The sequence below is a fragment of the Haemophilus parainfluenzae genome (assembly GCF_900450995.1).
Lineage (GTDB): Bacteria > Pseudomonadota > Gammaproteobacteria > Enterobacterales > Pasteurellaceae > Haemophilus_D > Haemophilus_D parainfluenzae_O.
The window spans coordinates 141,533-164,116 of the sequence record NZ_UGHY01000002.1 but is presented as its reverse complement, the minus strand read 5'-3'; the positions used below and the strand labels follow the sequence as shown (position 1 = coordinate 164,116).

Genomic DNA, 22,584 nt, shown 5'->3' with positions numbered 1-22,584 from the left:
TAAAAATGACCGCACTTTTTAACCTTTTTTATCTTTACGATCCTTGGCTATTTCATGTTGTACGAATGTCATTCGTCGCGGGTTTAGCAGCATTGGCTGTACTGGCTTATCAATACCTTAAAAAACAGAAACCCCAAGGTATCACTGTGCCATTGGATAGTTTAGCCGTTATCATTGGGCTGATTGCATTTAGCGTGATTCCGCTTTTAGTCAATGGTACACGAGATTTTTCCGTCATCATTATGTATGTGAAAGCGCTGATTTTATTTATCTTTGGTGTGGGACTTTATAATGCTTTCTATGCCAATGTAAATGGTCAACAGAACGTGGTGCGTGATTTACAACTTGGTGTGGTAGTGCAGTTTGCTGTTGGTATGATTGGCTTACTCGGTGTATCATTTATGATTGATTTCTTGCTTTCAACCAATGCGGTGTTGCCCGCACGTTTTTATGGTTCAGAGCAGGAATATCGCTTATATAACATCACCGCAACCGCCTTTTTCCAACTGAGTTTATTCTATTTGATGCTGTTGCATTTCTTACTGGCTTACAACGCTAAACATAATACACTTCCAAGTATTTTAGTGTTTTTTATGCTATGTATCGGATTAATTTCAGGACGTACATTCCTTCTGTTATCGGTTGTGAGCATTTTAGTGTATTTCAAATGGCGTTATGTTCCATCACTCATTGCATTTGCTATTTTGGTATTGTTATTGGCGTATTTCTTACCAGAAAATCCTTATGTGGCACATGCTTTAGAACCGGTGATCAATTTATTACACGGTGCAGGATTTGTCAGTTCGTCAACGGATACATTGATGAAAAACCACCTGTTCATGCCAACGCTTAAACAGTTTATTTATGGTGATGGCATGTATATGACAGGGCAGTTGGAAGTCGGCCGTTATTATGGTCATACGGATTCCGGTTTCTTACGTCAGATTCTTTATGGTGGCGTATCTTATGCCTTAGTGTGTTTTGCCGTGACATTCTATTTTGTGCGCAAAGTAGCGTTAAATTGGTTTGATGGCAGCTGGAAATTTATTCTTTCTGCCTTTGTGATTTTGGCATTTTGTAACATCAAAGCAGACACCTTTGCTTTCCCTGGCATTATGTTCGTGATGTTGATGTTCTTATCGCTTTTTGGCACTCACGGTAAACAACTTATTTTATTTAAACAAAAGGAGCCGAAAGATGTTTAGTATCATCGTGCCTTCTTATAATCGAAAAGAAGAAATTCCTGCGTTATTGGAAAGTTTAACCAAACAAACCACCTATAATTTTGATGTGGTGATTGTGGACGACTGCTCGAAAGAACCTGTTGAAGTGACACAAGCATATCCATTTGCAGTTAAAGTGATTCGTAACGAAACCAATCAAGGTGCAGCAGAAAGCCGTAATATCGGGGCAAGAAATGCCGATAATGATTGGTTGTTATTCCTTGATGATGACGATCGTTTTGCTAACGACAAATGTCAAAAATTGGCGGATATTATTGCCGAGCATCCCGATGTTAATTTTGTTTATCATCCAGCTAAATGTGAAATGGTGAATGAAGGCTTTAGCTATGTGACCAACCCGATTGAGCCTCAAGAGATTAGCGTAGAGCGAATTTTACTGGCGAATAAAATCGGTGGTATGCCGATGATTGGGGTGAAAAAAGATCTATTTTTAAAAATCGGTGGATTATCGACCGCACTTCGTTCATTGGAAGACTATGATTTCTTACTGAAACTTGTGCAAGATCCAACGTTTAAAGCGTACAAAGTAGCAGAACCATTAACTTATTGTACCTTCCATACTAAGCGTTCTAGCGTATCAACGGATACGACGAATACGCAAAAAGCGATTGATTATATCCGTGAAAATTATGTGAAAACGGCAGAGCAAGAAAAGAATTTTGCCATCAACGCACAATATATGTTGGCTTACCCACATATTATGAATTTATCCCGTAAAGCGGCTTTTTACTATTTTGAAATTTTTAAATTAACGAAAAGTGTTAAGCAGCTAGTCATTGCCTTTGTGGTTTTAATTTCACCTAAATTGGCAATTAATTTGAAACGGTTTATGTAGATAACTTATTAGATAGAGAAGTATGAAATTTTCAGTTTTAATGTCCTTATACATTAAGGAAAATCCACAATATTTAAGAGAATGTTTTGAAAGTTTAGTGGCTCAAACCCATCCTGCAGATGAGATTGTGTTGGTGTTTGATGGTGCGGTAACGCCAGAATTGGAAGCCGTGGTTTCTGAATTCGAAACCAAATTACCCTTAAACTTAGTGAAGTTGCCAAAGAACTTAGGCTTAGGCAAAGCGCTCAATGAAGGATTAAAACATTGTTCTCACGATTGGGTCTTCCGTATGGATACCGATGATATTTGTGTGCCTGAGCGTTTTGCGAAACAAGTGGCGTTTATTGAACAACATCCGGATACGATTATTTTCGGTGGGCAGATTGCTGAGTTTGGCGAAAATATTCAAGACATCGTGGCATATCGTAATGTACCGACTGAAGCACAAGATATCGTTAAATTTACGCAAAAACGTTGTCCTTTCAATCACATGACGGTGGCATATCAAAAAAGTGCGGTCATTAATTGTGGTGGATATGAAGATTTACAGGAAGATTATTACCTGTGGATTAAGCTTGTGGCACAAGGTCAAAAAGTGGCAAACTTGCCGGATATTTTAGTTTATGCCCGCGTAGGCAATGGTATGGTAGGGCGTCGTCGAGGTTTAAACCAAGCGAAAGCAGAATGGCGTTTATTTAAATTGAAGCACCGCTTAGGTATTCAAGGCTTATTTTCTGGCCTATTCACCTTTGCCTTGCGTTCAGGTTCTCGCTTATTACCAACCTCATTATTGAAAGCCGTTTATAACCAATTTTTACGCAAATAATGCGATATTTTGATAATTAAAAAAGGAAAAGAAATGAATTTAATCTCAACGTTAAAAATGACTGCGTTATCGACCGCACTTTTATTAGTCGGTTGTTCGAGCAGTACAACAACGTCATCAACCAAAAGTATTCCATCGGTAAGTAGCAACGCTGTTTACAGCAAGCCAAGAACCTTAGATAACTTTAATGATTACGTGCAGTTCTTAAAAGGTAAAGCGGCAGCTGAAGGCGTGTCTGCTTCTGTATTGAATGCACAAAATAATATTCAATATATGCAAAAGGCGGTGGATTTAGACCGTGCCCAAGCGGGTAGAAGCAAGCGTAATGCAGATCAACCACAGTTACCCAATCCAAACGGCACAACCAATTATCTGAATAAAGTACTGACTCAAAATAAAGTGGATATTGCCGAAGAGCGTTATTGGGAAGTACAAGCGCCATTACAACAAGCAAGCCAACGTTATGGTGTTCAACAGGAATACATCCTTGCCCTATGGGGAATGGAAAGTAGCTTTGGTCACTACCAAGGTAGCTATGATGTACTTTCAGCTTTAGCCACATTAGCCTTTGATGGTAGACGTGAAGCCTTATTCAGTAAAGAATTTGTGAATGCGATGAAAATGTTAGAACGTGATCATATTCAACGCCACAGAATGTTAGGTTCTTGGGCGGGCGCAATGGGACAAACTCAATTTATGCCAAGTGCATTCTTGAATTATGCAGCAGATGGTAATAATGATGGCGTGAAGGATATCTGGAATAACCAATTTGATGCGTTTGCTTCAATTGCAAATTATCTTCACACTGTGGGTTGGGATAACAAATTGCCTTGGGGCGTTGAAGTCACATTAAATCAACCATTAGATTTATCGCTGTCTGGTATTGAGAAGAACAAAGCACGTTCATTAAGTGATTGGCAGTCTAAAGGTATCACCTTAGCGAGCTTCAGCCAACAAGAACAAGATAAATTGACCGCACTTTCGCAAGCCGATCTTTGGTTAGTTCGTCCTGATAAAGAAGTTGGGCGTGCATTCTTGGTCTCCAATAACTACCGCACAATTTTAGATTGGAATAAATCAAACTATTTTGGCGTGAGTATTGGTATGTTTGCTGATCGCATTAAGATGGCAACCGGCTTGTAGAAAATTATTTTCCTTTTATAATCCAACAAAGCTTTGTTGGATTATTTTTTATCTATAATTTGAATATTTGGAGAACACGATGCAAAAAAAATGGCTTTCTATTTTATTGTTTGCACCTTTGATGCAAAGCAATTATTCCTTAGCTGATCAAGCTAAGGAAAAAGAATTGAATTATCAAGGATTGGGCGAAGTTCTGTTTTTGATAAATCGATTTCTTTTAATAAAACACAAAGCTGTTCAACTTGTCACAACCCGGGTACCGCCTTTGTGGATCAACGTAAAAATTCGGCAAATCAAATGGTCTCTGAGGGGGATAATCCGCATCTTCATGGCAATCGTAATGCCAACACGGCACTTTATGCGATGTTTTCACCAGATTTTCATTTTGATGAAAAAATTCAAGATTATGTGGGGGGGCAATTCTGGGATGGTCGTGCAAAAGATTTAGCCGAGCAAGCAGGTGGTCCACCAGTTAATCCTGTAGAAATGGGCATGCCAGATAAAAAATCGATTGTCGAACGTCTAAAAGCGAATTCAATTTATTACAAGGCAATTACGGATATTTATGGTGAAAGCATTTGGGCAGATACCGACAAAATCTATGCCATTATGGAAAAAGCCATTGCGGAGTTCGAAAAGCATGAATTATTTGCGCAATTCTCTTCAAAATATGATCGCACTCTAAAAGGTGAAGCAGAATTGACCGCACTTGAAGCCGAAGGTAAGGCATTATTTTTTGATAAAACACGAACAAACTGCAGTAACTGCCACCAATCAAGTGAAGCGAATTCAGCAAAAGAAACCTTTACGAATTATCGCTATTACAATATCGGCGTGCCAAGTAACCAAGCGTTAATTAAGTTGAATAAACTTGCGACTGATTATGTGGATAATGGACTATTGGATAATCCGATGGTGAAAGGCGATGAAAAACAAAAAGGTAAATTTAAAGTGCCAACATTGCGTAACATTAGTGTCATTGCACCTTATATGCATAACGGCGTTTTCCGTGATCTAAAAACCGTCTTGTTATTTAAAGACAGTTTCAATAATCCTAATCGTAAAATTAATCCTGAAACAGGAAAAGCGTGGGATAAAGCCGAATATGCTCAAACCATTAATCCTGATGTTTTAAAAGCCAAACCGCTAACAGATGAAGAGATTAATGCGTTAGAGGCATTCTTAAAAACATTAACTGACGAAGCTTACGAAGAATAATTAAACGTCTGAGTTGAATTTAGCAATCGTTTTCGCTACTATACGTGGCGATAATTATTATCATTTAAATTGTTTAATTTTACTTAGGAGATTTTTCTTATGAAAAAACGTTTTTCAACTTTAGCGATTGCCACTATTCTTGGTTTAAGTGCTGGTTTTGCCAATGCTGATCCCGTGAAAGTAAAAGATATACTTGATCGTGAAGTCACTGTAGATTTACCGGCAAAACGTGTGGTACTTGGTTTCTATTACCAAGATTATATGGCAGTTGGTGGTGACAAAGCGTTAGATAACGTTGTCGGTTTTTCTAAGAAAGTATAGTCTTCTTGGGCACCAGCAAGCTGGGAGTTATTCAGCAAGGCGGTGCCAAAATTAAATCAATTAGATGATGTGGGTGAAGTAGAGGAAGGCACGTTCTCTGTGGAAAAAGTGCTTTCATTAAAACCTGATCTTTTAGTCTTAGCTGATTGGCAGTACGAAATGCTAGGATCTGATTTAGATGCTATCAATGAAGCGGGTATTCCAATTGTTGTATTAGATTACAACGCTCAAACCTTAGATAAACACATCAAATCAACGGAAATTATTGGTCAATTGACGGGGCAGAAAGATCGTGCCGCGAAAATGGCTAAAGAATACAAAGACATTGTAGAACATATTCAAACGACGGTTAAAAATGCGAAATTAGCAAAACAACCAAAAGTGTATGTCGAGTTTGGTCGTGGTGGCCCAGCTGAACAAGGGATGACATTCTTCTCAAGCATGTGGGGCTCTATGATTAGCCTTGTAGGCGCAGAAAACGTTGCTCCTGCAGAAATTGGTAAATGGGGTACATTAGCTGCTGAAAAAGTATTAGCCTCGAAACCGGATGCGATTATTATTACAGGCCGTGAAACTGAATTGAAGAAAAATCAAGATGGTATGGTAATGGGCTTTGGTATTGAAAAAGCAGAAGCAGAACGTCGTTTAAACGCATTTAAACATCGTGCAGGTTGGGCTGAATTACCGGCAGTAAAAAACAACCGTGTTTACGCAGCCTATCATGCGAACTCTCGTACTCTATCAGACAGTGCTTCAGTTCAGTTTGTAGCTAAAGCGGCGTATCCTGATCTGTTTAAAGATTTAGATCCACAACAAACTTACTTAAACTTCTATAAAAACTACTTACCGGTTACCCCGGAAGGTACGATTTATCTTTTCCCAGAAACCAAATAAGGGAAATACTAATCAATGAAAAACAATTCTGTTGTAGCAGATATTGTGGCTAACCAGCGTAAGCTTGAACGCAAACGCTGGTTTGTTATTTTATCTTTTCTTGTGATTGGCATGGTTAGCCTTATTCTCGACGTGATGACAGGCCCAGCGATGCTATCGGTATCTGAAGTTGTGAATGCGTTATTCGGTATCGGTGAAGTCGATAAAATGACAGACAATATTGTGCATAATTTACGTTTACCTATGGCATTGATGGCGCTTGTAGTCGGGGCAACACTGGCTGTAGGTGGGGCAGAGATCCAAACCTTATTAAATAACCCTATGGCGAGTCCTTATACATTAGGTCTTGCGGCTGCGGCAGGTTTTGGGGCTTCTGTTGTGATTGCTTTCGGAAGTTTTGGTTTACCGGTACAAGTTGCAGTGCCAATTGGTGCGTTTGTCATGACCATGCTTGCGTCAGGGATTCTTTTCTTGTTCGCGTCTAAACGTCGTTTTAATTCTGAAATGCTCGTGTTGGTAGGGATTGCATTGCTCTTTATTTTTCAATCCTTACTTTCATTAGTACAATTTATTTCGGCTCCCGAAGTCTCGCAACAAATTCTGTTTTGGCTATTCGGTAGCTTAAATAAAGCCACGTGGCAAAGTTTAATCATCATTACTGTTGTGACGACGATATGCGTAGCATTACTTTCAAAAGAGCTTTGGAAATTGACCGCACTTCGTTTAGGTGAAGATCGTGCAGCGAGTCTTGGGATCAATTTGCAAGTATTACGTATCAAGGTTTTAGTTCTTGTCGCAATGATGACGGCGACAGCAATTAGTTTTGTGGGCGTGATTGGCTTTATTGGCTTAGTTGCACCACATGTTGCTCGAATGTTACTTGGTGAAGATCAACGTTTCTTCTTACCGGGCGCAATGTTAGTTGGTGCAGCATTCTTATCCCTTTCTTCGGTATTGTCCAAAGTTATTATCCCTGGAGCATTGTTCCCAGTGGGGATTGTTACCTCTTTTATTGGAGTGCCTTTCTTCTTTTGGATTATTTTAAATAACAAGAGGGGACAATAATGTTAGAATTAAAGAATCTTACGGTAAAACGAGGTGAACTCACCGTAGCCGATCACATTAATGTTCGTTTTGAGGAAGGCAAAGTGTATACGGTGCTTGGGCCAAACGGCACGGGGAAATCCTCCATGCTGAAAACCATTTTTGGTGAATTGCCACATGAAGGTATGATTACCTATCAAGGCAAACAGCTAGAACGGACGAAGTTAGCGGATTGGCGTAAACCAATTGGCTATATGCCTCAAGATAGCCGGGTAGATGCAAGCTTGACCGCACTTGAAGTTGTCCTTTTGGGACGAATGGATAGTCTAACGATGCGAGTGAGCGATGAGCTTCTCACTGAAGCAGCAAGTATTATGGCTCAATTAGGTATTGGTCATTTAGCCCATCGTGATATTTTGAATCTCAGTGGTGGACAGCGTCAAATGGTGATGTTTGCTCAGGTTTTATTACGTGAGCCACAGATTTTAATGTTGGACGAGCCGGTGAGTGCGTTAGATATGCATCATCAGCTTAATCTATTAGAAGAAGTTTACACCTATACGAAACAGAAAAATCTGATTACTATAATGGTATTACATGATTTAAGTCTTGCTGCTCAATTTTCAGATGAGTTGATTTTACTTGGTGAAGGTAAAGTGCAAGGTGTGGGCGACGCTCATCATGTTTTACAAGTAGAAACCATTAATCGTTTATATCGTGTAAACGTTGAATTATTGCAATGTAGTGCCGGTTTGCCAGTGGTTCGTCCACAACGTAAATCAGCACATTCTTAGAAGGAAATGAAAATGAAGAAAATCGTACTTGCAGCATTATTAGGTTTAAGTTTTGCTGCTCAAGCCGCTCATTATGACATTAAAATGTTAAATTCAAATAGTGAAGGATCAATGGTTTTTGAACCGGGTTATTTAAAAGTACAACCAGGTGATACAGTGACATTTCGTCCAGAAAATAAAAGCCACTTTGTGCACAGCAAAGCAATTCCTGAAGGCGCACAAAAATTCCAATCTGAAGAAGATCAGGAGCTTACGATCACTTTAGATAAAGAAGGCGTTTATGTTTATACTTGCCCTGTACACCGCTCGATGAATATGAATGGTGTGATTCAAGTAGGTGATAATCTACCAAACAAAGAACAAGCAGAGAAAGTGGTGAAAGATCTTGAGAAGAAATCCATGACGAACAAAGGTCGTCTTGAAAAATATTTTGCTCAAGTAAAATAATTATTGAAATCGATGCGCTAGTTTAATGATTGGCGCATCTTCTTTATGCTCAAACCAGTCATTATTTACCATGCTTACGATCACTACTTGCAAAACTTATCCTTCGGCCCCTCAAAATCTTATCCCTGTACAAATACAACTTTCTAATCAAGGTATTTCTACTCAATTTTTACCTTGGCAAGAAACATTACATAGCCATTTTATTCTGCCTTTAGCAGCATGGGATTATGCAAATTTCTATGATGAATTTACTCAATGGATTAAACAGCATAAGAATGCATTCATCAATCCTACTGAATTAATGTTATGGAATAGCCATAAAGGCTATCTATGTGATTTGCAGAATTGGGGTGTCAATGTTATTCCTACTCTTATTTGCTCAACAAAAACATCTGAAATGTTGACCGCACTTGAAAGCCAAGATTGGCCTGAATTTGTCATTAAACCTGCTGTAGGGCAGAGTGGTAATTTGGTGACAAAACTCAAACAAGGTGAAGCGTTACCCAATCTTTCTGCGTATGGTGAGCAAGTTGTGTTACAGCCGTTTATTCCTGAAGTAGCAATAAATGGTGAAACTAGCTTGATTTTTTTCAATGGTGTATTTAGTCATGCTATTCGCCGACAGCCACCTCAAAATGAATGGCGAGCGAATTCACAATATAAAGTTGAAATTTTCCCTGTCGAGGTTGATGAGCATATTATTGAAACAGCATGCCATGTTTTACATAAATTGCCTGAAATGCCCGTCTATGCACGAGTAGATGGAACGATTATTGACAATACATTTTTATTGAATGAATTAGAGTTGATTGAGCCTGCGTTATATTTAGATCGTTGGGAAGAGGCAACAGAACGATTTGTAGATGTGTTGAAAAGTAAAATACTAAAATAAGTGCATAAAAAAACCTTACTTTTTACAGTAAGGTTTTTTTTCATCTTAACGATTAATTATTTTGCAGCTGGAGCAGCTGGTGCTGCAGGTGCAAATTTTTGTGCTAAATCAGCACCGTCTTTTTGTAATTTAGCTACTGCAGCTTGTAGTTTTTCAACTTTAGCTTGGTAAGCTTTAGTTTGTTCTTCAGTTGGTGCTTTAGTTGCTAAGTTTAATTGATCAACTAATAATTCGCTTGATAATGCAAGCACTTCTTTATTTTGATCTTTAATACTTTTCACTGAAGGCGCAGTAATATCTAATTTATCTAAGCTTGCAATAGTATCTTCAACTGTTTTGTTGAAAGTTTTGATTGCTTCTTCAATTTTTTTATCATCTTTTGCTTGAACCGCAGCAGTTAAATCAGATTGAAGTGTTTGTTGTGCAGCCATTTGAGCTTGCGCTTGGCTTGCGTTCCATTCAAGTAATTTGTTGTAGTCAGCTTGTTCTTGAGCGGGGGTCGCTTCAGCTGGTTTTGCTGCTTCTTGTTTAGCTTCTGGCGCAGGCTGAGTAGTTTCAGGTTTTGCTGGAGCCGGTTTATCTGCTGGTTTATCACAAGCAGTTAAGAATAATGCAAATAATGCAGTTGCACTGATTTTAGTAAATTTGTTCATAAACAATCCTTTATTGATATATAAAAAATTTCTTAGCTTATAAAAACTAAGCCCTTTCTAAGACCTTACATTCTAAAATTAGTTTAAAAAAATTTCAAAAACTATTTTAGTGTTTGAATATATTCACTTAAATTATGAATATCTTGTTCACTTAAACGTTGTTTTGCAGGACTCCCTGCACCTGTAATATTTCCCGCTTTTCGTTCTGAAAGTGCGGTTGAAATTTCTTCTGGTTTTAGTTGATTAATAATTTTAGACTCACCCATTGCTGGTTTTTCGCCTTGTTTCCCATGACAAGTAGCACAAGAGCGTTTATATATCTTTTCTGCTTTCATTAAGTCAGCTTCGGCAGAAAGGGCAGGGGTTGCAAATAAAAAGCCTAAAACGGGTAAAAAAATAGAGAGTAAGTAAATTCGTTTTTGCATTTTGGCTAGCCTTTAAATAATTTATCTAAATCTTCTGCGGGAATCGCGCCTTCATATTTAGCCTGAATATTACCTTCAGGTGTAATCACAAAGCTTGTTGGCGTGCCGATAAGCTGATAGCGTTCCGCTGTGATTTTTAATTGGTCTTTGATAACCGGGAGCGTAAGCTGACGTTTGGCGACCACGGCTTTGGTATCCACTTTATCACCATCTACGTTAATAGCGATAAGCTGAACTTTATTTGAATTAGCTTCAGCCAATTTTTCAAATTCTTTTAACTCAGCGACACATCGACCACAGGTTTCAGACCAGAATGTCAGTAGGCGAGTGCCTTTCCAATCATCAAGTTTCACTTCTTTACCTTGTAAATCATAGGCTGCAATATCTGGTGCTTTTTGACCAATTGCAGCGACTTCGTCTTTACAAGAAATACTGCCGAAAATGACCGCACTTATCGCGAGTAATTTTACGAATTTATTTTTCATGAATGTCCTCTTTTACAAATTTTCCGTGATGGAGATAAATAACACGATCGGTTAACTCACCCAATTCAGGATTGTGTGTAACCATGACGATGGTTCGACCTTGGCGATTTAATTCTTGTAGTAAATCCAGTACAAGTGCTTCATTTTTTTCGTCTAGGTTACCCGTAGGCTCATCGGCAAAAATAACCGGAGGTTGGTTCACTAATGCACGAGCAATACATACCCGTTGTTGTTCGCCTCCAGAAAGTTGGCTTGGACGGTGATCAATACGATGACCTAATCCCACTTGTTCGAGTACCGCTTTAGCCGCCGCTTCATCAATCACACTATGATAGTGCTGTGCGAGCATTACATTTTCAAGAGCGGTTAAATAAGGAATTAAATGGAATTGTTGGAAGACTAAACCAATTTTTTCTGCACGAAAACGCTGACGACCAATTTCATCCAGTTGTGCGGCATCGACACCATCTAAAATGACTTTACCTTCACTGGCGGTATCTAAGCCAGTTAGAATATTCATGAGCGTAGTTTTACCCGAACCCGATGCCCCCATGATGGCAATAAATTCACCTTGGCGAATTTGAATATTAATGTCTTCTAAAGCAGTGACTTGCCCGAATCGTTTATATAAATGTTGCGTTTCAATCACAAATTCACTCATTTTATTCCCCTTTCAACACATTTGCGGTTTGAATATTTAAAGCTCGTTTGGTTGGTACAATCACCGCAATAAAGGCAACCAATAACGATAAGACGATAGTAATAGGAATAACCGGTAGACGCATATCAATGTAAGATTTAAATACGGTTAATCCAAGTAATTGTGCCAAAATGTAGCCGAGAATCAGTCCCGCAACAATAGCACAAAGTGCAATGATCAGAATCTCAGTACTAATCTGTTTAATGATGTCACTTTGTTTAGCGCCTAAGGCTTTTTGTAGTGCAAATTCTTTTGCTCGCTCACCAACAATCGCAATCAACGTGGTGTTCACACAAAGGGTGGCGAGAATCAAAATGACCAATGAGATTAAGCCCATCAATCCTTTAATTTTATCTAAAATCTGCCCTTCAGATGCTGAGACTTTTCGAATTGGGCGAGCAGTTAGATCGGGTTGGCGTTGCATAATGTCTTGGGCAAATTGTGCGACGTTACCTTGTTCATTTTTGACATTGAGCAAGGCGTTGTTTGCCAATCCTTCTTTATCTAACCAACTTTGTGCAAATTCTAAGCTAACGATTAACATGTTGTCTGTGGCATCGCCTGCCTCAACAATACCTTTTATCGTGAATTCATGTTTTTCAACGGCATTTTTAGACAGAGTTAATTTGCTTCCAACACCTAAATTAAGGCGTTCCGCCAAGGTTTTACCAATCATGGCATTGCGATCGTCAAAATTGACATTAATAGCTGAGCCGGTAATTTGCCAATAAGGCGCAAGCACACGCATATCTTCAAACCACACGCCCATAATGACGATTTTTTCTAAATCACTTCGCGCAACGCCATATAAATAAGGGCTGGCTGCCGTGATGAAATTATCGGGCGCATGATGAAGAATTTGCTTTAATTGGCGTTCTTTCATCAAACCACCATTAGCTGCACCAATGTAAAAGTTTGCACCAAAAGTACGGAGCTCTTGGCTCATTTTGGTATTAATATCAAAATATACCGCTGCCATTGCGGTAACAATAGACGCACCGACAGTCAACGCAGAGAAGATAATAAATACTCGTTGTAAACGTAGGCGTAATGCTTGGAAGATTAAACGCCAAAACATACTTTTATTGGCGGCCATACAGCACCTCCACAGGGTAAAGTTTGGCAATACGATGGGCTGGGAACCAAGTGCCCACCACAGCAATTAAAATAGACAGCATCAATACGCAAGGGATTACAATCCAAGCAAAACTTAGTGGAACGCCAAATAGGGCCGAACCAATAAATCTTGCTAAGCCCCAACCTGCAATACAACCAAGCGAACCACCAATTAAGGCACTGATAATGGCTTCGCAATAAAATAATAAGGCGATTTGCCATTGGTATGCACCTAAGGCTTTCATCAGACCAATTTCTTTTGAACGCTCAATGATCCCAGTACTCATTAATGAGGCAATGCCATAGCAGCGGCGATTAAGGCAGCAAGAGTCACGACAGCAAGCAATAACTGGATTTTACCAATGACGACACCTTCTGATGCGGCAACCTGCCAAATTGGGCGAACAATGGCACCAGAGATAGCTTCTTCTAACTGATGTGAAATAGACGAAACATAAGCTGTACAATACCAACGATCGTACTCTTCAGCATCCAATGCATCGGTATTGGCACGTGCTTTACGAGAAAGGTCATTTTCAGGCACGGTAAGCGCAGAGACTTTAACTGATTGAATTTTCCCTTCTAAACCCAGTAATTTTTGTACAGCACTGAGTGGCATGACTAATTGATTATCTTCAGCACCCCCAGTAGATAAAATCCCGGTAATTTCAACCGCACTTTGATTATCAAGTTTATCATTTTGATAGTGGAGCTTGATCTTATCGCCTTGTTTTAAACCAGTTCGTTGCGCTAATTGTTCACCAATGAGTGCAGGAATAAATTCACCTTCAGGCGTTTCAAGGTCGTTGACCCATTCCCCTTCAACATGCCAATAAGGACTAATAATTTTTTGGCCAGTATGGAAATCGTCTTCATCTGGTACAGGAATGTTGTGATCGAAAAATGTACCAAGCACATTAATTTGTTCAAGTGTGGTCGATTTTTCATGAGTTTTATCAGAAAGAATTTCTGCTTTCACATTTGCACTTAATAATGGCGCAAATCCCACAATGTTATTTCGCCAGAAAATATCTTTAATATTCGGCAGTTCTTTTTCATCGAGGAAATCTTGGCTACTTAAATCTGTGTTGTGACTGAGCTCATCAGGTAAGGCTGCATTACTCGCAGGTTCGACTAAAATATTGGCACCGTAAGATTTTAGTTCTTTCGCCATTTTGTCGCCGATATCAATGGAAACAGCCAATAGTGCAGAGACTAATCCAGCCGCCAAGAAAATAGTCACCACTGCTAAAAACTTACGTTTTATGCTAAAACGCCAAGATTGGAATAACATTCTTGCTAGCATTATTCCCCCTTACCTAAATATTTTTCAGGGTTATCACGGAATGAATCGAGGTTTTTCTCGCTTTCAAAGAAGTAAGTTTTACCTTCATAATTGTATTTGTGCTCCGTTTTAGTGTTTTTCATTTGGGTGCCACTAATAGGATCTTTTACATCGATTTCAACAATCGTGCTAAATAAATTCAGCCCTTCTTCTAAGCCGGTTCGATTAATGAGAATTTCAGTCTCAGTTTGTTGCCAATCTTCAATCGGTACAGGATTACAGCCACCCGGTTTACCAATAGATGGAATAAACATATGTACGCCACAACCAACACAAACCACTTGGTTGCCTTCCATCACATAACCTTGGTCACCACAAAGCAAGCAGGCATCAAATACCGCGGCTAGACTCAATTTGTCTGGCTGACGATTAATAACAAAGAAACGTACAGCTTTACCATCATCAGCAATCCAAACAAAACGGTGCAATTTGCCATCTTTTACTTGCTCAATTGGAATATGAACTTGTTGCTTTTCATCTAAAGTCAGAGGAATTGCTTCTGAAAGTTGTGGTGGACGAGAAGCAATTTGTTCCCAATAAAGTTGTGTAGCAAAAATAATTGCTAAAGCTAAATATCCCCAACCAAGTAAGTGAGAGGACGTACGTAATGCAGCTAATTTTTGGCGTTTTTCAATCGGTTCTTGTGTGGCATTAACTTGTTGCTTGCGTGATAAATGAATTTTGCCGTAAAAGATGGCAAGTACAACTAAGAGCAATGCGGCACAGATGTAATTTAACCAACGAGTGATTTCGCCTGATTTCGCAACAAAACTTAAACGAGGCTTGGTAAGCTCAAGTACTTGAAGTTTCATTAAAATTAATAAGAGTTCACCGATAAGTGGAACAAGCAAGCAAACTAAGAGAAGGCTAATAGCACCTTTTAAAAGTGCGGTTGATTTTTGTTGTGTTTTTACCGCTTGTTTTAGAAGTAAATCGATCCAGCCTTGTAAGCATAAACAAAAAACAAAGGCAAAAATGACAGCACTTATATGTAAGATCGAATCGGTATTGATAACATCAGTAGAAACGAGGGCAGTAATGTTAGGATCTTTTGCCCAGAAGCTTCCAGCGATGAGCATTAATACCGTTTGCCAAAAGGCAGGTAAGCGACCTTTGCCGAAAATTAAACATAAGGCAAAGATAATCAATAGCGCCAATATCACCGCATTGACGATTAAATTGGTTATTTGTCCCGCAGGTAAACTAAGGCGCAGTACGATACCGGCAATAAAACCGAATAGGCTAAGCCAAATTATTTTTTTTGCACTTACAGTGGATTGTTTACTGTGATAAACACCGAGCAATAATGAAAAAGGTAAAAGTGCTTGAAGCAGGAAAGTAAAAAAATAATTCATAGTTTGACCATTTAATAGGATAAAACAGACGATATTTTAAGGTTAAATGAAATGCTATTGCCTTCCCCAGACAAACAAGGGAAGGCAAGTCGGTAAAATCAAGATTTACCTGAGATTATTTGATGCCAGTGAATTTGAATTCATAGCTTACATCAAATGGTTTCCACCAACGACCTACACCCGTTTCAGAGTCGGTATGACGGTGCATACCTGCTTTTGATGGAGGGTCGATGTGGTAAGTTAATTTATAGTTACCCACGCCCATCATTTTCACGTTTGCACCATAGTGAGGACCGTCACCCGCTACCATTGGCATGAAGGTACCTTCTTGTTTTTCACCAGTATCAGCATTTACTAAAGTATAGTTGATAGTTAAGTAAGGCATCCATTCACCATCACCAAAGCCATTTTTGTTACCTTTTACTGCGTGGATATCCGCTTCTAAGTGAATATCTGATTTCGCAGCAGGTAAACCCATGCCACGTGGTTCCATATCGATTGGTTTGAGATAAACCGCTGCAATTTCCATTTCATTCATGGTTACCGCTTCGCCGATTGGATACTCTTGGAATGCGTTTGCAGTAGACGCGGTAAAAATACCCGCAAATAATGCTGTTGCTAAAAGTGCTTTTTTCATTGTTTTTCTCCTAAAGGATTGTTGGGTATTACGCGGCTTTTTTGCTTTGATATTTCATAATGAACAGAGCAAATACGGCTGCGATGAGTAAGATTGCTTGTGGGATTAGGGTTTCCATATAAGGATAAATACCTAACCACGAAATTTCAGGCACACCGCTAATCAGCGTTGGCTCGAAAAGTTTGCCTTCAATGAGTTCTAAAACAGATTTGCCGGCGAATACAAAGGCCATTAAATACATGAAAGAACCCGTGAACATAAAGAATGGTTTAAGTGGTAGTTTTACCACGGTATAACGCATCACGAAGTAGCAAATGGTGAGAATAATTGCGCCGACAATGATACCTGCGAAAAGATAGATAAAACTGACCGCACTTTTCGCATCACCCACGAGGGCATAGTAGAACAATACGGTTTCCGCCCCTTCACGATATACGGCTAAGAAGCTGGTAAGCCATAAGCCAATGAGTGAGCCTGTAGTGAGGGCCGTAGAGAGTTTACCTTCTAAATAACGTTTCCAGTTTTGTGCTTCGACTTTAGACAATAACCAGTAACTCATCATAAACAGCATGACTACAGCAAAAATCATCGTAAAGCCTTCGAGCAATTCGCGGTTTTGACCTGAATTTTCAAAGATAAGTTGGAAGATAAATGCGGTAATCACACTGGCAATTAATGCCACATAAACAGATTGACGGATAACCGGCAATTTATCTTGGTGATTATTTTTAATTAAGTAAGTCACAATAGCCGCAACAATTAATAAGGCTTCTAAACCTTCACGAAGAATGATTAAAAGGCTATATAAGAACATAGACCAATCGCTTTGTTCTTCACCCTGTAACATTTCAACTGCTTTAGTTAAATTCTGGTTTAGACCATCTGCTTGCGCTTGTAATTTATCGCCTTGATCAGCTTTCATTAAACTGACGAGACGAGTAAAGTAGCCTTCAAGTTCCGCTTTAAAGTTACTATCACGGGAGCCCACTTTGTTTTCCATTCCTGTACTTTCAAACACGTCGAAATAGGTGTCTTGTACGGAAAGAATTGCTTTTTTGCTTTCACCTTGTTGATAGAGCGTAATAGCTTGTTGAATACGTTGGTTGATCTCTTGTTTAATTTTATTCCAATCTTGCTCTTGTTGATTATCTGTTGCTTGCTGTGCTGCATTGGATTGAACATTTTGTTCTTCACGTGTCGTTGGCAGGTTAGGCAAGTTTTCTTCAATATCTTGTAACAATTGCGTACTTTGATAGCCAATTTCTGTGATTTGATCGGCTTGTTCACTTAAACGAATGATGTTGTAAAACTGTTGATTAATCGCTGCTGAAGTTTCTGCAGAGCGATTTTGGCGAATGGACATTTCCATTTCTGAATTTTTATAGCCATCGTACTGCGCTTGCTGGAACAATTTTTTTGCGTTATCGAGATCACCATTTTGATACGCTTCAAGCCCTTGAGCGAGCAAATCATCAATAGTTTTAAAACTTTGTTGCCAATAAGGGGCGATCTCTTGATTATCATAAACACCATGTTGACCATCGGCATTGAGCTGATGACCTTCAATCAATGATGGCAACACTTCTTGTAATTCTTTTTTGAGCTGATCGATTTTAGCCTGAATCTCTTGTTGTGAACTGCCTTCACTGATCATTTTACGGATCTCGCCAAAAGTCGCTTCCATTTGGTAGCTTTTTTGTGCTGAGAAATTGATACGAATTGGACCTTCTAGATTTTCAAAGACTTCAAAATAAGCCATTTGCACTTCAGTACGGGCGTCATCTGTATTGCCTTGTTGGATAAGTTGAGACGTTTTATCTAAGCGAGACGTAATATCATTAACCCACTGTTGGTAGTTGTCTTGCGCAAAGAGTGAAGAAGAGAAGGCGAGTGAAAAAATTAAAAAGAAAAATCGAATAGAACGGAATAGCATCGTCTATTTACCTCATTACCTAAAATCAAATTAACTCCTATTTATAATTATCCTTTGATATCAGTGAAATGACAATAAATAATTTTAATTTTTGTGATGGAGATCAAAAAATTCACAAGAGTTGGAAATGTCTAGAGGGTGATTGTATGCTTAAAAGAATAAAGCGCCTTTGTTAGGCGCTTTATGGAGATATAAAAGTGCGGTCAAAAATAAGCGAGTTTATTGAGCGGGTGCTGCTTCTTCAACAGGCGCTTTATTATCTAACACATCCCATACACTTTCTGGTTTTGGTGATTCTGGTTGTTCAGGTTGTGGCGATTGCGTAGTTTGTGCAGCGGTAGCAGTTGCCGTACTCGTTGTTTGTGCAGACGCACAGAAGTTTTGATCTTTATTTGCCCAAACTGGAATTGTTCGATTACTACCACAGCTCCAACTACCGTAAGCATTAATGCCAACCCATTTAATCGTAGAAGGTTGACCGAGTTTCAGTTTTTCAATAACGACACGGTTTAAATAATCTTTATAGATTTGTAATGCACCTGAGGCTCCCGTCAATTTGGTTTCACCGTTATCATCACGACCTAGCCAAATGGTGCTGACATTTTTACCATCAATACCGACAAACCAAGTATCACGGGCATCATTGGTCGTGCCTGTTTTACCTGCAAGGCGAAGATCCGCGTAATCATTTTGTAAGCTACGTGCGGTACCACGTTCTACGGTTTGTTGCATTGCATACAAGGTTTGATAAGCTGCTTCTCTCGGCACCACTTGATCCGGCACGGTATTGTGTTCATAAATAATATTCCCTTGACGATCGGCAATGCTTTGAATAGTACTTAACTCAATTTTGCCACCTTGATTTGCAATGGTTTGATAGAGTTTGGTCACATCATAAGGTGAAATACTATAAGAACCAAGCAAGGTTGCAGGCACTTTTGGAATCGTTACATTATCCCATCCCATGGCTTTTTGCGTATCGATCACTTTGCTTAAACCGACTTTCATTCCAATATTTACCGTTGGAATATTCAGCGAGCGAGCAAGGGCATCCATCAACATCACCGAACCGCTGTATTTGCGATCGTAGTTACGAGGTTGCCAAGGTTGGCTACCTTTAACATAAATCGTGATTGGCTGGTTTTGAATTGGAGTATTTAAACGAAATTGTTCCGGATTCATCAGTGCGGTCAAATAAATGGATGGTTTTACCAAAGAACCAATTTGACGTTTTGACATTAAGGCTCGGTTAAATCCAGCATATTCTGTTTGTAATCCACCGACAACAGCACGTATTTCACCCAAGTGATAATCCGCGACAATCATTGCGCCTTCTAAATGTGGATTTTTAGTTTGTATTTGTAATTGATTAACCGTATTCAGCACAGCATTTTCAGCTTGTTCCTGTTGTTTTAAATCCATGGTGGAGAAAATACGCGCACCAAGTAGCGCAGAGGTTTTGTTTTCCCCTAATTGACGGCGAAGATCGGCTTGCAATGTTTGAATGAAAGCAGGGTATTTACGAGAAATTTGACCTTTAGCTTGCACGCCTAATGGACGTTTACTCAACATCTCATACAACTCATCCCCAATCATTTGGTGATCAAGCATCAGTTTTAACACAACATTTCGGCGATCGAGTGCATATTGTGGATTTCGCCATGGATTATAAAGGGATGGTCCTTTTACCATGCCAACTAAAAGGGCAATTTGGTCTAGGCTAATTTCACGGATAGAACGACCAAAATAGAATTGGCTTGCCAATGCAAAACCGTGAATTTGGATATCACCATTTTGACCAAGGTAAATTTCGTTAAGATAGGTTTCTAAGATACGGTTTTTATCATATCGCCAATCTAATACTAATGACATCAACGCTTCATTGGCTTTACGGGTAATAGAACGTTCGCTCGATAAGAACAAGTTTTTAACTAGTTGCTGAGTCAGTGTACTGCCGCCTTGAACCGTTTGACCCGCTCTTATATTGGCAATCATTGCACGCATAATACCGACAGGGTTAATCCCGTTATGATCGTAAAAACGGCGATCCTCTGTCAGTAATAAGGCATCAATGAGTAAGCGAGGGTATTGCTGTAACGGAATGGCTAAACGATCTTCATTATCTGATTCCAACATTGCAATTAATTTAGGCGCAAGACGGAATTCATCAACGGCTTTTACGTTGACCAAGTCTTCAATACGAGAAAGTTTGTTATCCGTAAAACGTAAACGTAATACACGTTGTGGTTCAGGTTTATCGGGATAAGGGAACGCACGACGAAGTAACACGATGGTATCCTCTTCGAGCTTAAAATCGCCCGGTGCTGCAATCATAGTCGTTTGACGGTATTCGTTATCGAGTAAGATTTGAATGACTTCGTCAAAAGAAAGGTTATCAGAAAGTTTTACGCTTTCTAAACGACTATACACTTCTGCCGGTAAACGCCAAATTTGGCCATCCATTTTTGAGCGAATTTGCCAGTCTAAATAGCCACCATAAAATACGGCAAGCGTCCCTAAAGTAAAGGCTGCTTTAGCTAAAAAGATTTTACAAGAACGGCGCTTATCTGGCGCTTGTGTTTCTTGTTGTTCAGGTGAGGTGTTTTCCGTTTCCGACATAATAGTTAGCTTCAGAGAATGAGGTTAAGCAATAAATTCAAAATAGGCATTAAGAAAGTGGATGAAGTCTGTTGTACCGCAGAAGGCAATACTTTCTTCATCATAATAATGGAAGTCGTCTTCTAAAATTTCATCTGTTTCAATCGCAAGGTTATTGGCGCGAATCATCACTTCATCGGTATTGATAAAAAGCGTGTATTCGGCACCAATCAGCGTGACTTCATCATTATTTTTAATCTGCTCACAGGCAGAAAGTGCGGTCAAAAACGCTTGAGGATTTGACCGCACTTCTGAATTAAACCAATTGGCTAGCGCAATGTGTTCCATTGAACATTTGGCGTGCACATTGCCTAGATAATGGGTAAATTGAAAATCCATATTAGATGCTGAATGAAGAACCACAACCACAGGTGCTGGTTGCATTTGGGTTGTTCACCACAAAACGAGAACCTTCCAAGCCTTCAGTGTAATCAACGGTGCCGCCAATTAAGTATTGTAAACTCATTGGATCAATCACTAATTGCACACCGGCTTTTTCAATCGTCAGGTCGCCTTCATTGACTTTATCATCAAAGGTAAAACCATATTGGAAACCGCTGCAGCCACCACCAGTGATGTACACGCGTAATTTTAATTCGTTGTTTTCTTCTTCGCTAATTAAGCTTTTTACTTTATTGGCTGCCGCATCAGTAAAAGTTAGCGGTACGGCCATATCTGAATCTGACATATATCTATCCCCACTTTCCTAAAAATAATCCTTGTATTATCTAATAACCTGTTAATTCATTCAAGATTTTTCACGGAATTAGTGCTATTATATGCGAATAAATCAGAATTAAATAAGGAGAAATAATGGGCATTCCATTAAGAACTGAAGAAGAACTTGTTAAGTTACGTGAAGCGTGTAAATTAGCGTCTGATGTTTTGGTTATGATCGAACCTTATGTAAAAGAAGGGGTTACCACAGGTGAATTGGATCGCATTTGTCATGATTACATGGTGAATGTACAAAAAGTGATTCCTGCTTGCTTAAATTATCATGGTTTCCCGAAAGCAACCTGTATTTCTATAAATGAGGTGGTTTGCCATGGTATTCCAAGCGACGATAAAAAATTAAAACAGGGCGATATTGTCAATATTGATGTGACCGTGATTAAAGACGGTTATTTCGGAGACAACTCTAAGATGTATGTCGTGGGTAAAACCAATATTCGTAGCCAAAAATTGGTTGAAGCCGCACAAGAAGCGCTTTATGTGGGATTACGTACGGTTAAGCCTGGTATTCGTTTAAATGAAATTGGTAAAGCGGTACAAAAATATACTGAAAGCCAAGGCTTTAGCGTGGTACGTGAGTACTGTGGCCACGGCGTGGGAACTGAATTCCACTGCGAACCTCAAGTATTACACTATTATGCTGATGATGGTGGTGTAGTTTTAAAACCTGGCATGGTATTCACCATTGAGCCAATGATCAATGCGGGTAAAAAAGAAGTACGCGTTATGGGCGATGGTTGGACAGTAAAAACCAAAGACCGTAGCCATTCAGCGCAATATGAACACCAAATTGTCGTGACCGAAACCGGTTGTGAAGTCATGACAATCCGCGATGAAGAAATTGCGGAAGGCCGAATTCAACGTATAATGAATAACCTTTAAAT

Annotated in this window: 21 protein-coding genes and 2 pseudogenes; 11 read left to right on the top strand and 12 right to left on the bottom strand. The window is 39.2% G+C overall.

Features of this window, described 5'->3' with window-relative positions; all coding sequences use genetic code 11:
- Positions 1–5: 5 nt before the first annotated feature.
- The 10 genes and pseudogenes from DX522_RS00885 (at position 6) to DX522_RS00840 (ending at position 9,658) form a co-directional block, all read left to right on the top strand.
- Complete coding sequence (locus tag DX522_RS00885) at positions 6–1,205, top strand: hypothetical protein (RefSeq protein WP_115179492.1); 1,200 nt, start codon at positions 6–8, stop codon at positions 1,203–1,205.
- The gene (locus tag DX522_RS00880) at positions 1,198–2,079 is read left to right on the top strand and encodes a glycosyltransferase family 2 protein (RefSeq protein WP_115179491.1); all 882 of its coding nucleotides are present in this window, start codon (positions 1,198–1,200) and stop codon (positions 2,077–2,079) included. Before DX522_RS00885 ends, DX522_RS00880 begins: the two co-directional genes overlap by 8 nt.
- 22 nt (positions 2,080–2,101) lie before the next feature.
- Complete coding sequence (locus DX522_RS00875; protein ID WP_262054127.1) at positions 2,102–2,905, top strand: glycosyltransferase family 2 protein; 804 nt, start codon at positions 2,102–2,104, stop codon at positions 2,903–2,905.
- A 33-nt stretch (positions 2,906–2,938) separates the two neighbouring features.
- Positions 2,939–4,048 carry a lytic transglycosylase domain-containing protein gene (locus DX522_RS00870; protein WP_115179490.1) on the top strand — a complete coding sequence of 370 codons (1,110 nt, stop codon included), beginning with the start codon at positions 2,939–2,941 and terminating at the stop codon, positions 4,046–4,048.
- 165 nt (positions 4,049–4,213) lie between these two features.
- Entirely contained in the window at positions 4,214–5,266 is a 1,053-nt protein-coding gene (locus DX522_RS00865) for a cytochrome-c peroxidase (protein WP_115179489.1), read from the top strand.
- Between the two features lie 99 nt (positions 5,267–5,365).
- Positions 5,366–6,481, top strand: a pseudogene (locus DX522_RS00860) (ABC transporter substrate-binding protein).
- A gap of 15 nt (positions 6,482–6,496) precedes the next feature.
- Positions 6,497–7,546 carry a FecCD family ABC transporter permease gene (locus DX522_RS00855; RefSeq protein ID WP_115179488.1) on the top strand — a complete coding sequence of 350 codons (1,050 nt, stop codon included), beginning with the start codon at positions 6,497–6,499 and terminating at the stop codon, positions 7,544–7,546.
- A complete protein-coding gene (locus DX522_RS00850) occupies positions 7,546–8,319 on the top strand; it encodes an ABC transporter ATP-binding protein (protein WP_115179487.1) in 774 nt (257 codons plus the stop codon). The genes DX522_RS00855 and DX522_RS00850 overlap by 1 nt, the downstream gene beginning before the upstream one ends.
- Before the next feature lie 12 nt (positions 8,320–8,331).
- Complete coding sequence (locus DX522_RS00845) at positions 8,332–8,766, top strand: pseudoazurin (protein WP_115179486.1); 435 nt, start codon at positions 8,332–8,334, stop codon at positions 8,764–8,766.
- A gap of 70 nt (positions 8,767–8,836) precedes the next feature.
- Positions 8,837–9,658, top strand: a complete 822-nt coding sequence (locus tag DX522_RS00840) for a RimK family alpha-L-glutamate ligase (RefSeq protein WP_115180864.1) — start codon at positions 8,837–8,839, stop codon at positions 9,656–9,658.
- A 56-nt stretch (positions 9,659–9,714) separates the two neighbouring features.
- On the opposite strand, the gene DX522_RS00835 is transcribed toward DX522_RS00840, so the two are convergent.
- From DX522_RS00835 to erpA, 12 genes and pseudogenes are all read right to left on the bottom strand, one after another.
- Entirely contained in the window at positions 9,715–10,311 is a 597-nt protein-coding gene (locus DX522_RS00835; RefSeq protein ID WP_115179485.1) for a lipoprotein HlpB, read from the bottom strand.
- A gap of 101 nt (positions 10,312–10,412) precedes the next feature.
- Positions 10,413–10,736, bottom strand: a complete 324-nt coding sequence (locus tag DX522_RS00830) for a c-type cytochrome (RefSeq protein ID WP_115179484.1) — start codon at positions 10,734–10,736, stop codon at positions 10,413–10,415.
- A 5-nt stretch (positions 10,737–10,741) separates the two neighbouring features.
- Positions 10,742–11,221, bottom strand: coding sequence for a TlpA family protein disulfide reductase (locus tag DX522_RS00825; protein WP_115179483.1), 480 nt, complete (start codon positions 11,219–11,221; stop codon positions 10,742–10,744).
- Complete coding sequence (locus DX522_RS00820; RefSeq protein WP_049363110.1) at positions 11,211–11,882, bottom strand: ABC transporter ATP-binding protein; 672 nt, start codon at positions 11,880–11,882, stop codon at positions 11,211–11,213. Before DX522_RS00820 ends, DX522_RS00825 begins: the two co-directional genes overlap by 11 nt.
- Position 11,883: 1 nt before the next feature.
- The gene (locus DX522_RS00815) at positions 11,884–13,017 is read right to left on the bottom strand and encodes an ABC transporter permease (RefSeq protein ID WP_115179482.1); all 1,134 of its coding nucleotides are present in this window, start codon (positions 13,015–13,017) and stop codon (positions 11,884–11,886) included.
- Positions 13,004–14,343, bottom strand: a pseudogene (locus tag DX522_RS00810) (ABC transporter permease). Before DX522_RS00810 ends, DX522_RS00815 begins: the two are co-directional and overlap by 14 nt.
- The gene (locus DX522_RS00805) at positions 14,343–15,737 is read right to left on the bottom strand and encodes a Fe-S-containing protein (RefSeq protein WP_115179481.1); all 1,395 of its coding nucleotides are present in this window, start codon (positions 15,735–15,737) and stop codon (positions 14,343–14,345) included. The pseudogene DX522_RS00810 and the gene DX522_RS00805 overlap by 1 nt, the downstream one beginning before the upstream one ends.
- Before the next feature lie 115 nt (positions 15,738–15,852).
- A complete protein-coding gene (locus DX522_RS00800) occupies positions 15,853–16,374 on the bottom strand; it encodes an iron transporter (RefSeq protein ID WP_049357398.1) in 522 nt (173 codons plus the stop codon).
- A 28-nt stretch (positions 16,375–16,402) separates the two neighbouring features.
- Positions 16,403–18,307: an FTR1 family protein gene (locus tag DX522_RS00795; RefSeq protein ID WP_115179480.1), complete on the bottom strand. Its 1,905-nt coding sequence runs from the start codon at positions 18,305–18,307 to the stop codon at positions 16,403–16,405.
- Positions 18,308–18,526: 219 nt separating this feature from the next.
- A complete protein-coding gene (mrcB, locus tag DX522_RS00790; RefSeq protein ID WP_115179479.1) occupies positions 18,527–20,926 on the bottom strand; it encodes a penicillin-binding protein 1B in 2,400 nt (799 codons plus the stop codon).
- A gap of 24 nt (positions 20,927–20,950) precedes the next feature.
- Positions 20,951–21,304, bottom strand: a complete 354-nt coding sequence (locus DX522_RS00785; RefSeq protein ID WP_197570528.1) for a YacL family protein — start codon at positions 21,302–21,304, stop codon at positions 20,951–20,953.
- A 1-nt stretch (position 21,305) separates the two neighbouring features.
- Positions 21,306–21,653 carry an iron-sulfur cluster insertion protein ErpA gene (erpA, locus tag DX522_RS00780; RefSeq protein ID WP_115179477.1) on the bottom strand — a complete coding sequence of 116 codons (348 nt, stop codon included), beginning with the start codon at positions 21,651–21,653 and terminating at the stop codon, positions 21,306–21,308.
- A gap of 125 nt (positions 21,654–21,778) precedes the next feature.
- Here erpA and map point away from each other — a divergent pair, with 125 nt between their 5' ends.
- Positions 21,779–22,582, top strand: coding sequence for a type I methionyl aminopeptidase (map, locus tag DX522_RS00775; RefSeq protein WP_049363100.1), 804 nt, complete (start codon positions 21,779–21,781; stop codon positions 22,580–22,582).
- The last annotated feature ends 2 nt before the right edge of the window (positions 22,583–22,584 follow it).

What these genes read in the sequence shown, in the direction of transcription:
- DX522_RS00825 (WP_115179483.1), bottom strand. Translation starts at nt 11,221, where the DNA reads ATGAAAAATAAATTCGTAAAATTACTCGCGATAAGTGCGGTCATTTTC.
- DX522_RS00820 (WP_049363110.1), bottom strand. Translation starts at nt 11,882, where the DNA reads ATGAGTGAATTTGTGATTGAAACGCAACATTTATATAAACGATTCGGG.
- DX522_RS00875 (WP_262054127.1), top strand. Translation starts at nt 2,102, where the DNA reads ATGAAATTTTCAGTTTTAATGTCCTTATACATTAAGGAAAATCCACAA.
- DX522_RS00835 (WP_115179485.1), bottom strand. Translation starts at nt 10,311, where the DNA reads ATGAACAAATTTACTAAAATCAGTGCAACTGCATTATTTGCATTATTC.
- mrcB (WP_115179479.1), bottom strand. Translation starts at nt 20,926, where the DNA reads ATGTCGGAAACGGAAAACACCTCACCTGAACAACAAGAAACACAAGCG.
- DX522_RS00815 (WP_115179482.1), bottom strand. Translation starts at nt 13,017, where the DNA reads ATGGCCGCCAATAAAAGTATGTTTTGGCGTTTAATCTTCCAAGCATTA.
- DX522_RS00880 (WP_115179491.1), top strand. Translation starts at nt 1,198, where the DNA reads ATGTTTAGTATCATCGTGCCTTCTTATAATCGAAAAGAAGAAATTCCT.
- DX522_RS00855 (WP_115179488.1), top strand. Translation starts at nt 6,497, where the DNA reads ATGAAAAACAATTCTGTTGTAGCAGATATTGTGGCTAACCAGCGTAAG.
- DX522_RS00830 (WP_115179484.1), bottom strand. Translation starts at nt 10,736, where the DNA reads ATGCAAAAACGAATTTACTTACTCTCTATTTTTTTACCCGTTTTAGGC.
- DX522_RS00845 (WP_115179486.1), top strand. Translation starts at nt 8,332, where the DNA reads ATGAAGAAAATCGTACTTGCAGCATTATTAGGTTTAAGTTTTGCTGCT.
- map (WP_049363100.1), top strand. Translation starts at nt 21,779, where the DNA reads ATGGGCATTCCATTAAGAACTGAAGAAGAACTTGTTAAGTTACGTGAA.
- DX522_RS00800 (WP_049357398.1), bottom strand. Translation starts at nt 16,374, where the DNA reads ATGAAAAAAGCACTTTTAGCAACAGCATTATTTGCGGGTATTTTTACC.
- DX522_RS00805 (WP_115179481.1), bottom strand. Translation starts at nt 15,737, where the DNA reads ATGAATTATTTTTTTACTTTCCTGCTTCAAGCACTTTTACCTTTTTCA.
- erpA (WP_115179477.1), bottom strand. Translation starts at nt 21,653, where the DNA reads ATGTCAGATTCAGATATGGCCGTACCGCTAACTTTTACTGATGCGGCA.
- DX522_RS00870 (WP_115179490.1), top strand. Translation starts at nt 2,939, where the DNA reads ATGAATTTAATCTCAACGTTAAAAATGACTGCGTTATCGACCGCACTT.
- DX522_RS00850 (WP_115179487.1), top strand. Translation starts at nt 7,546, where the DNA reads ATGTTAGAATTAAAGAATCTTACGGTAAAACGAGGTGAACTCACCGTA.
- DX522_RS00785 (WP_197570528.1), bottom strand. Translation starts at nt 21,304, where the DNA reads ATGGATTTTCAATTTACCCATTATCTAGGCAATGTGCACGCCAAATGT.
- DX522_RS00840 (WP_115180864.1), top strand. Translation starts at nt 8,837, where the DNA reads ATGCTTACGATCACTACTTGCAAAACTTATCCTTCGGCCCCTCAAAAT.
- DX522_RS00885 (WP_115179492.1), top strand. Translation starts at nt 6, where the DNA reads ATGACCGCACTTTTTAACCTTTTTTATCTTTACGATCCTTGGCTATTT.
- DX522_RS00795 (WP_115179480.1), bottom strand. Translation starts at nt 18,307, where the DNA reads ATGCTATTCCGTTCTATTCGATTTTTCTTTTTAATTTTTTCACTCGCC.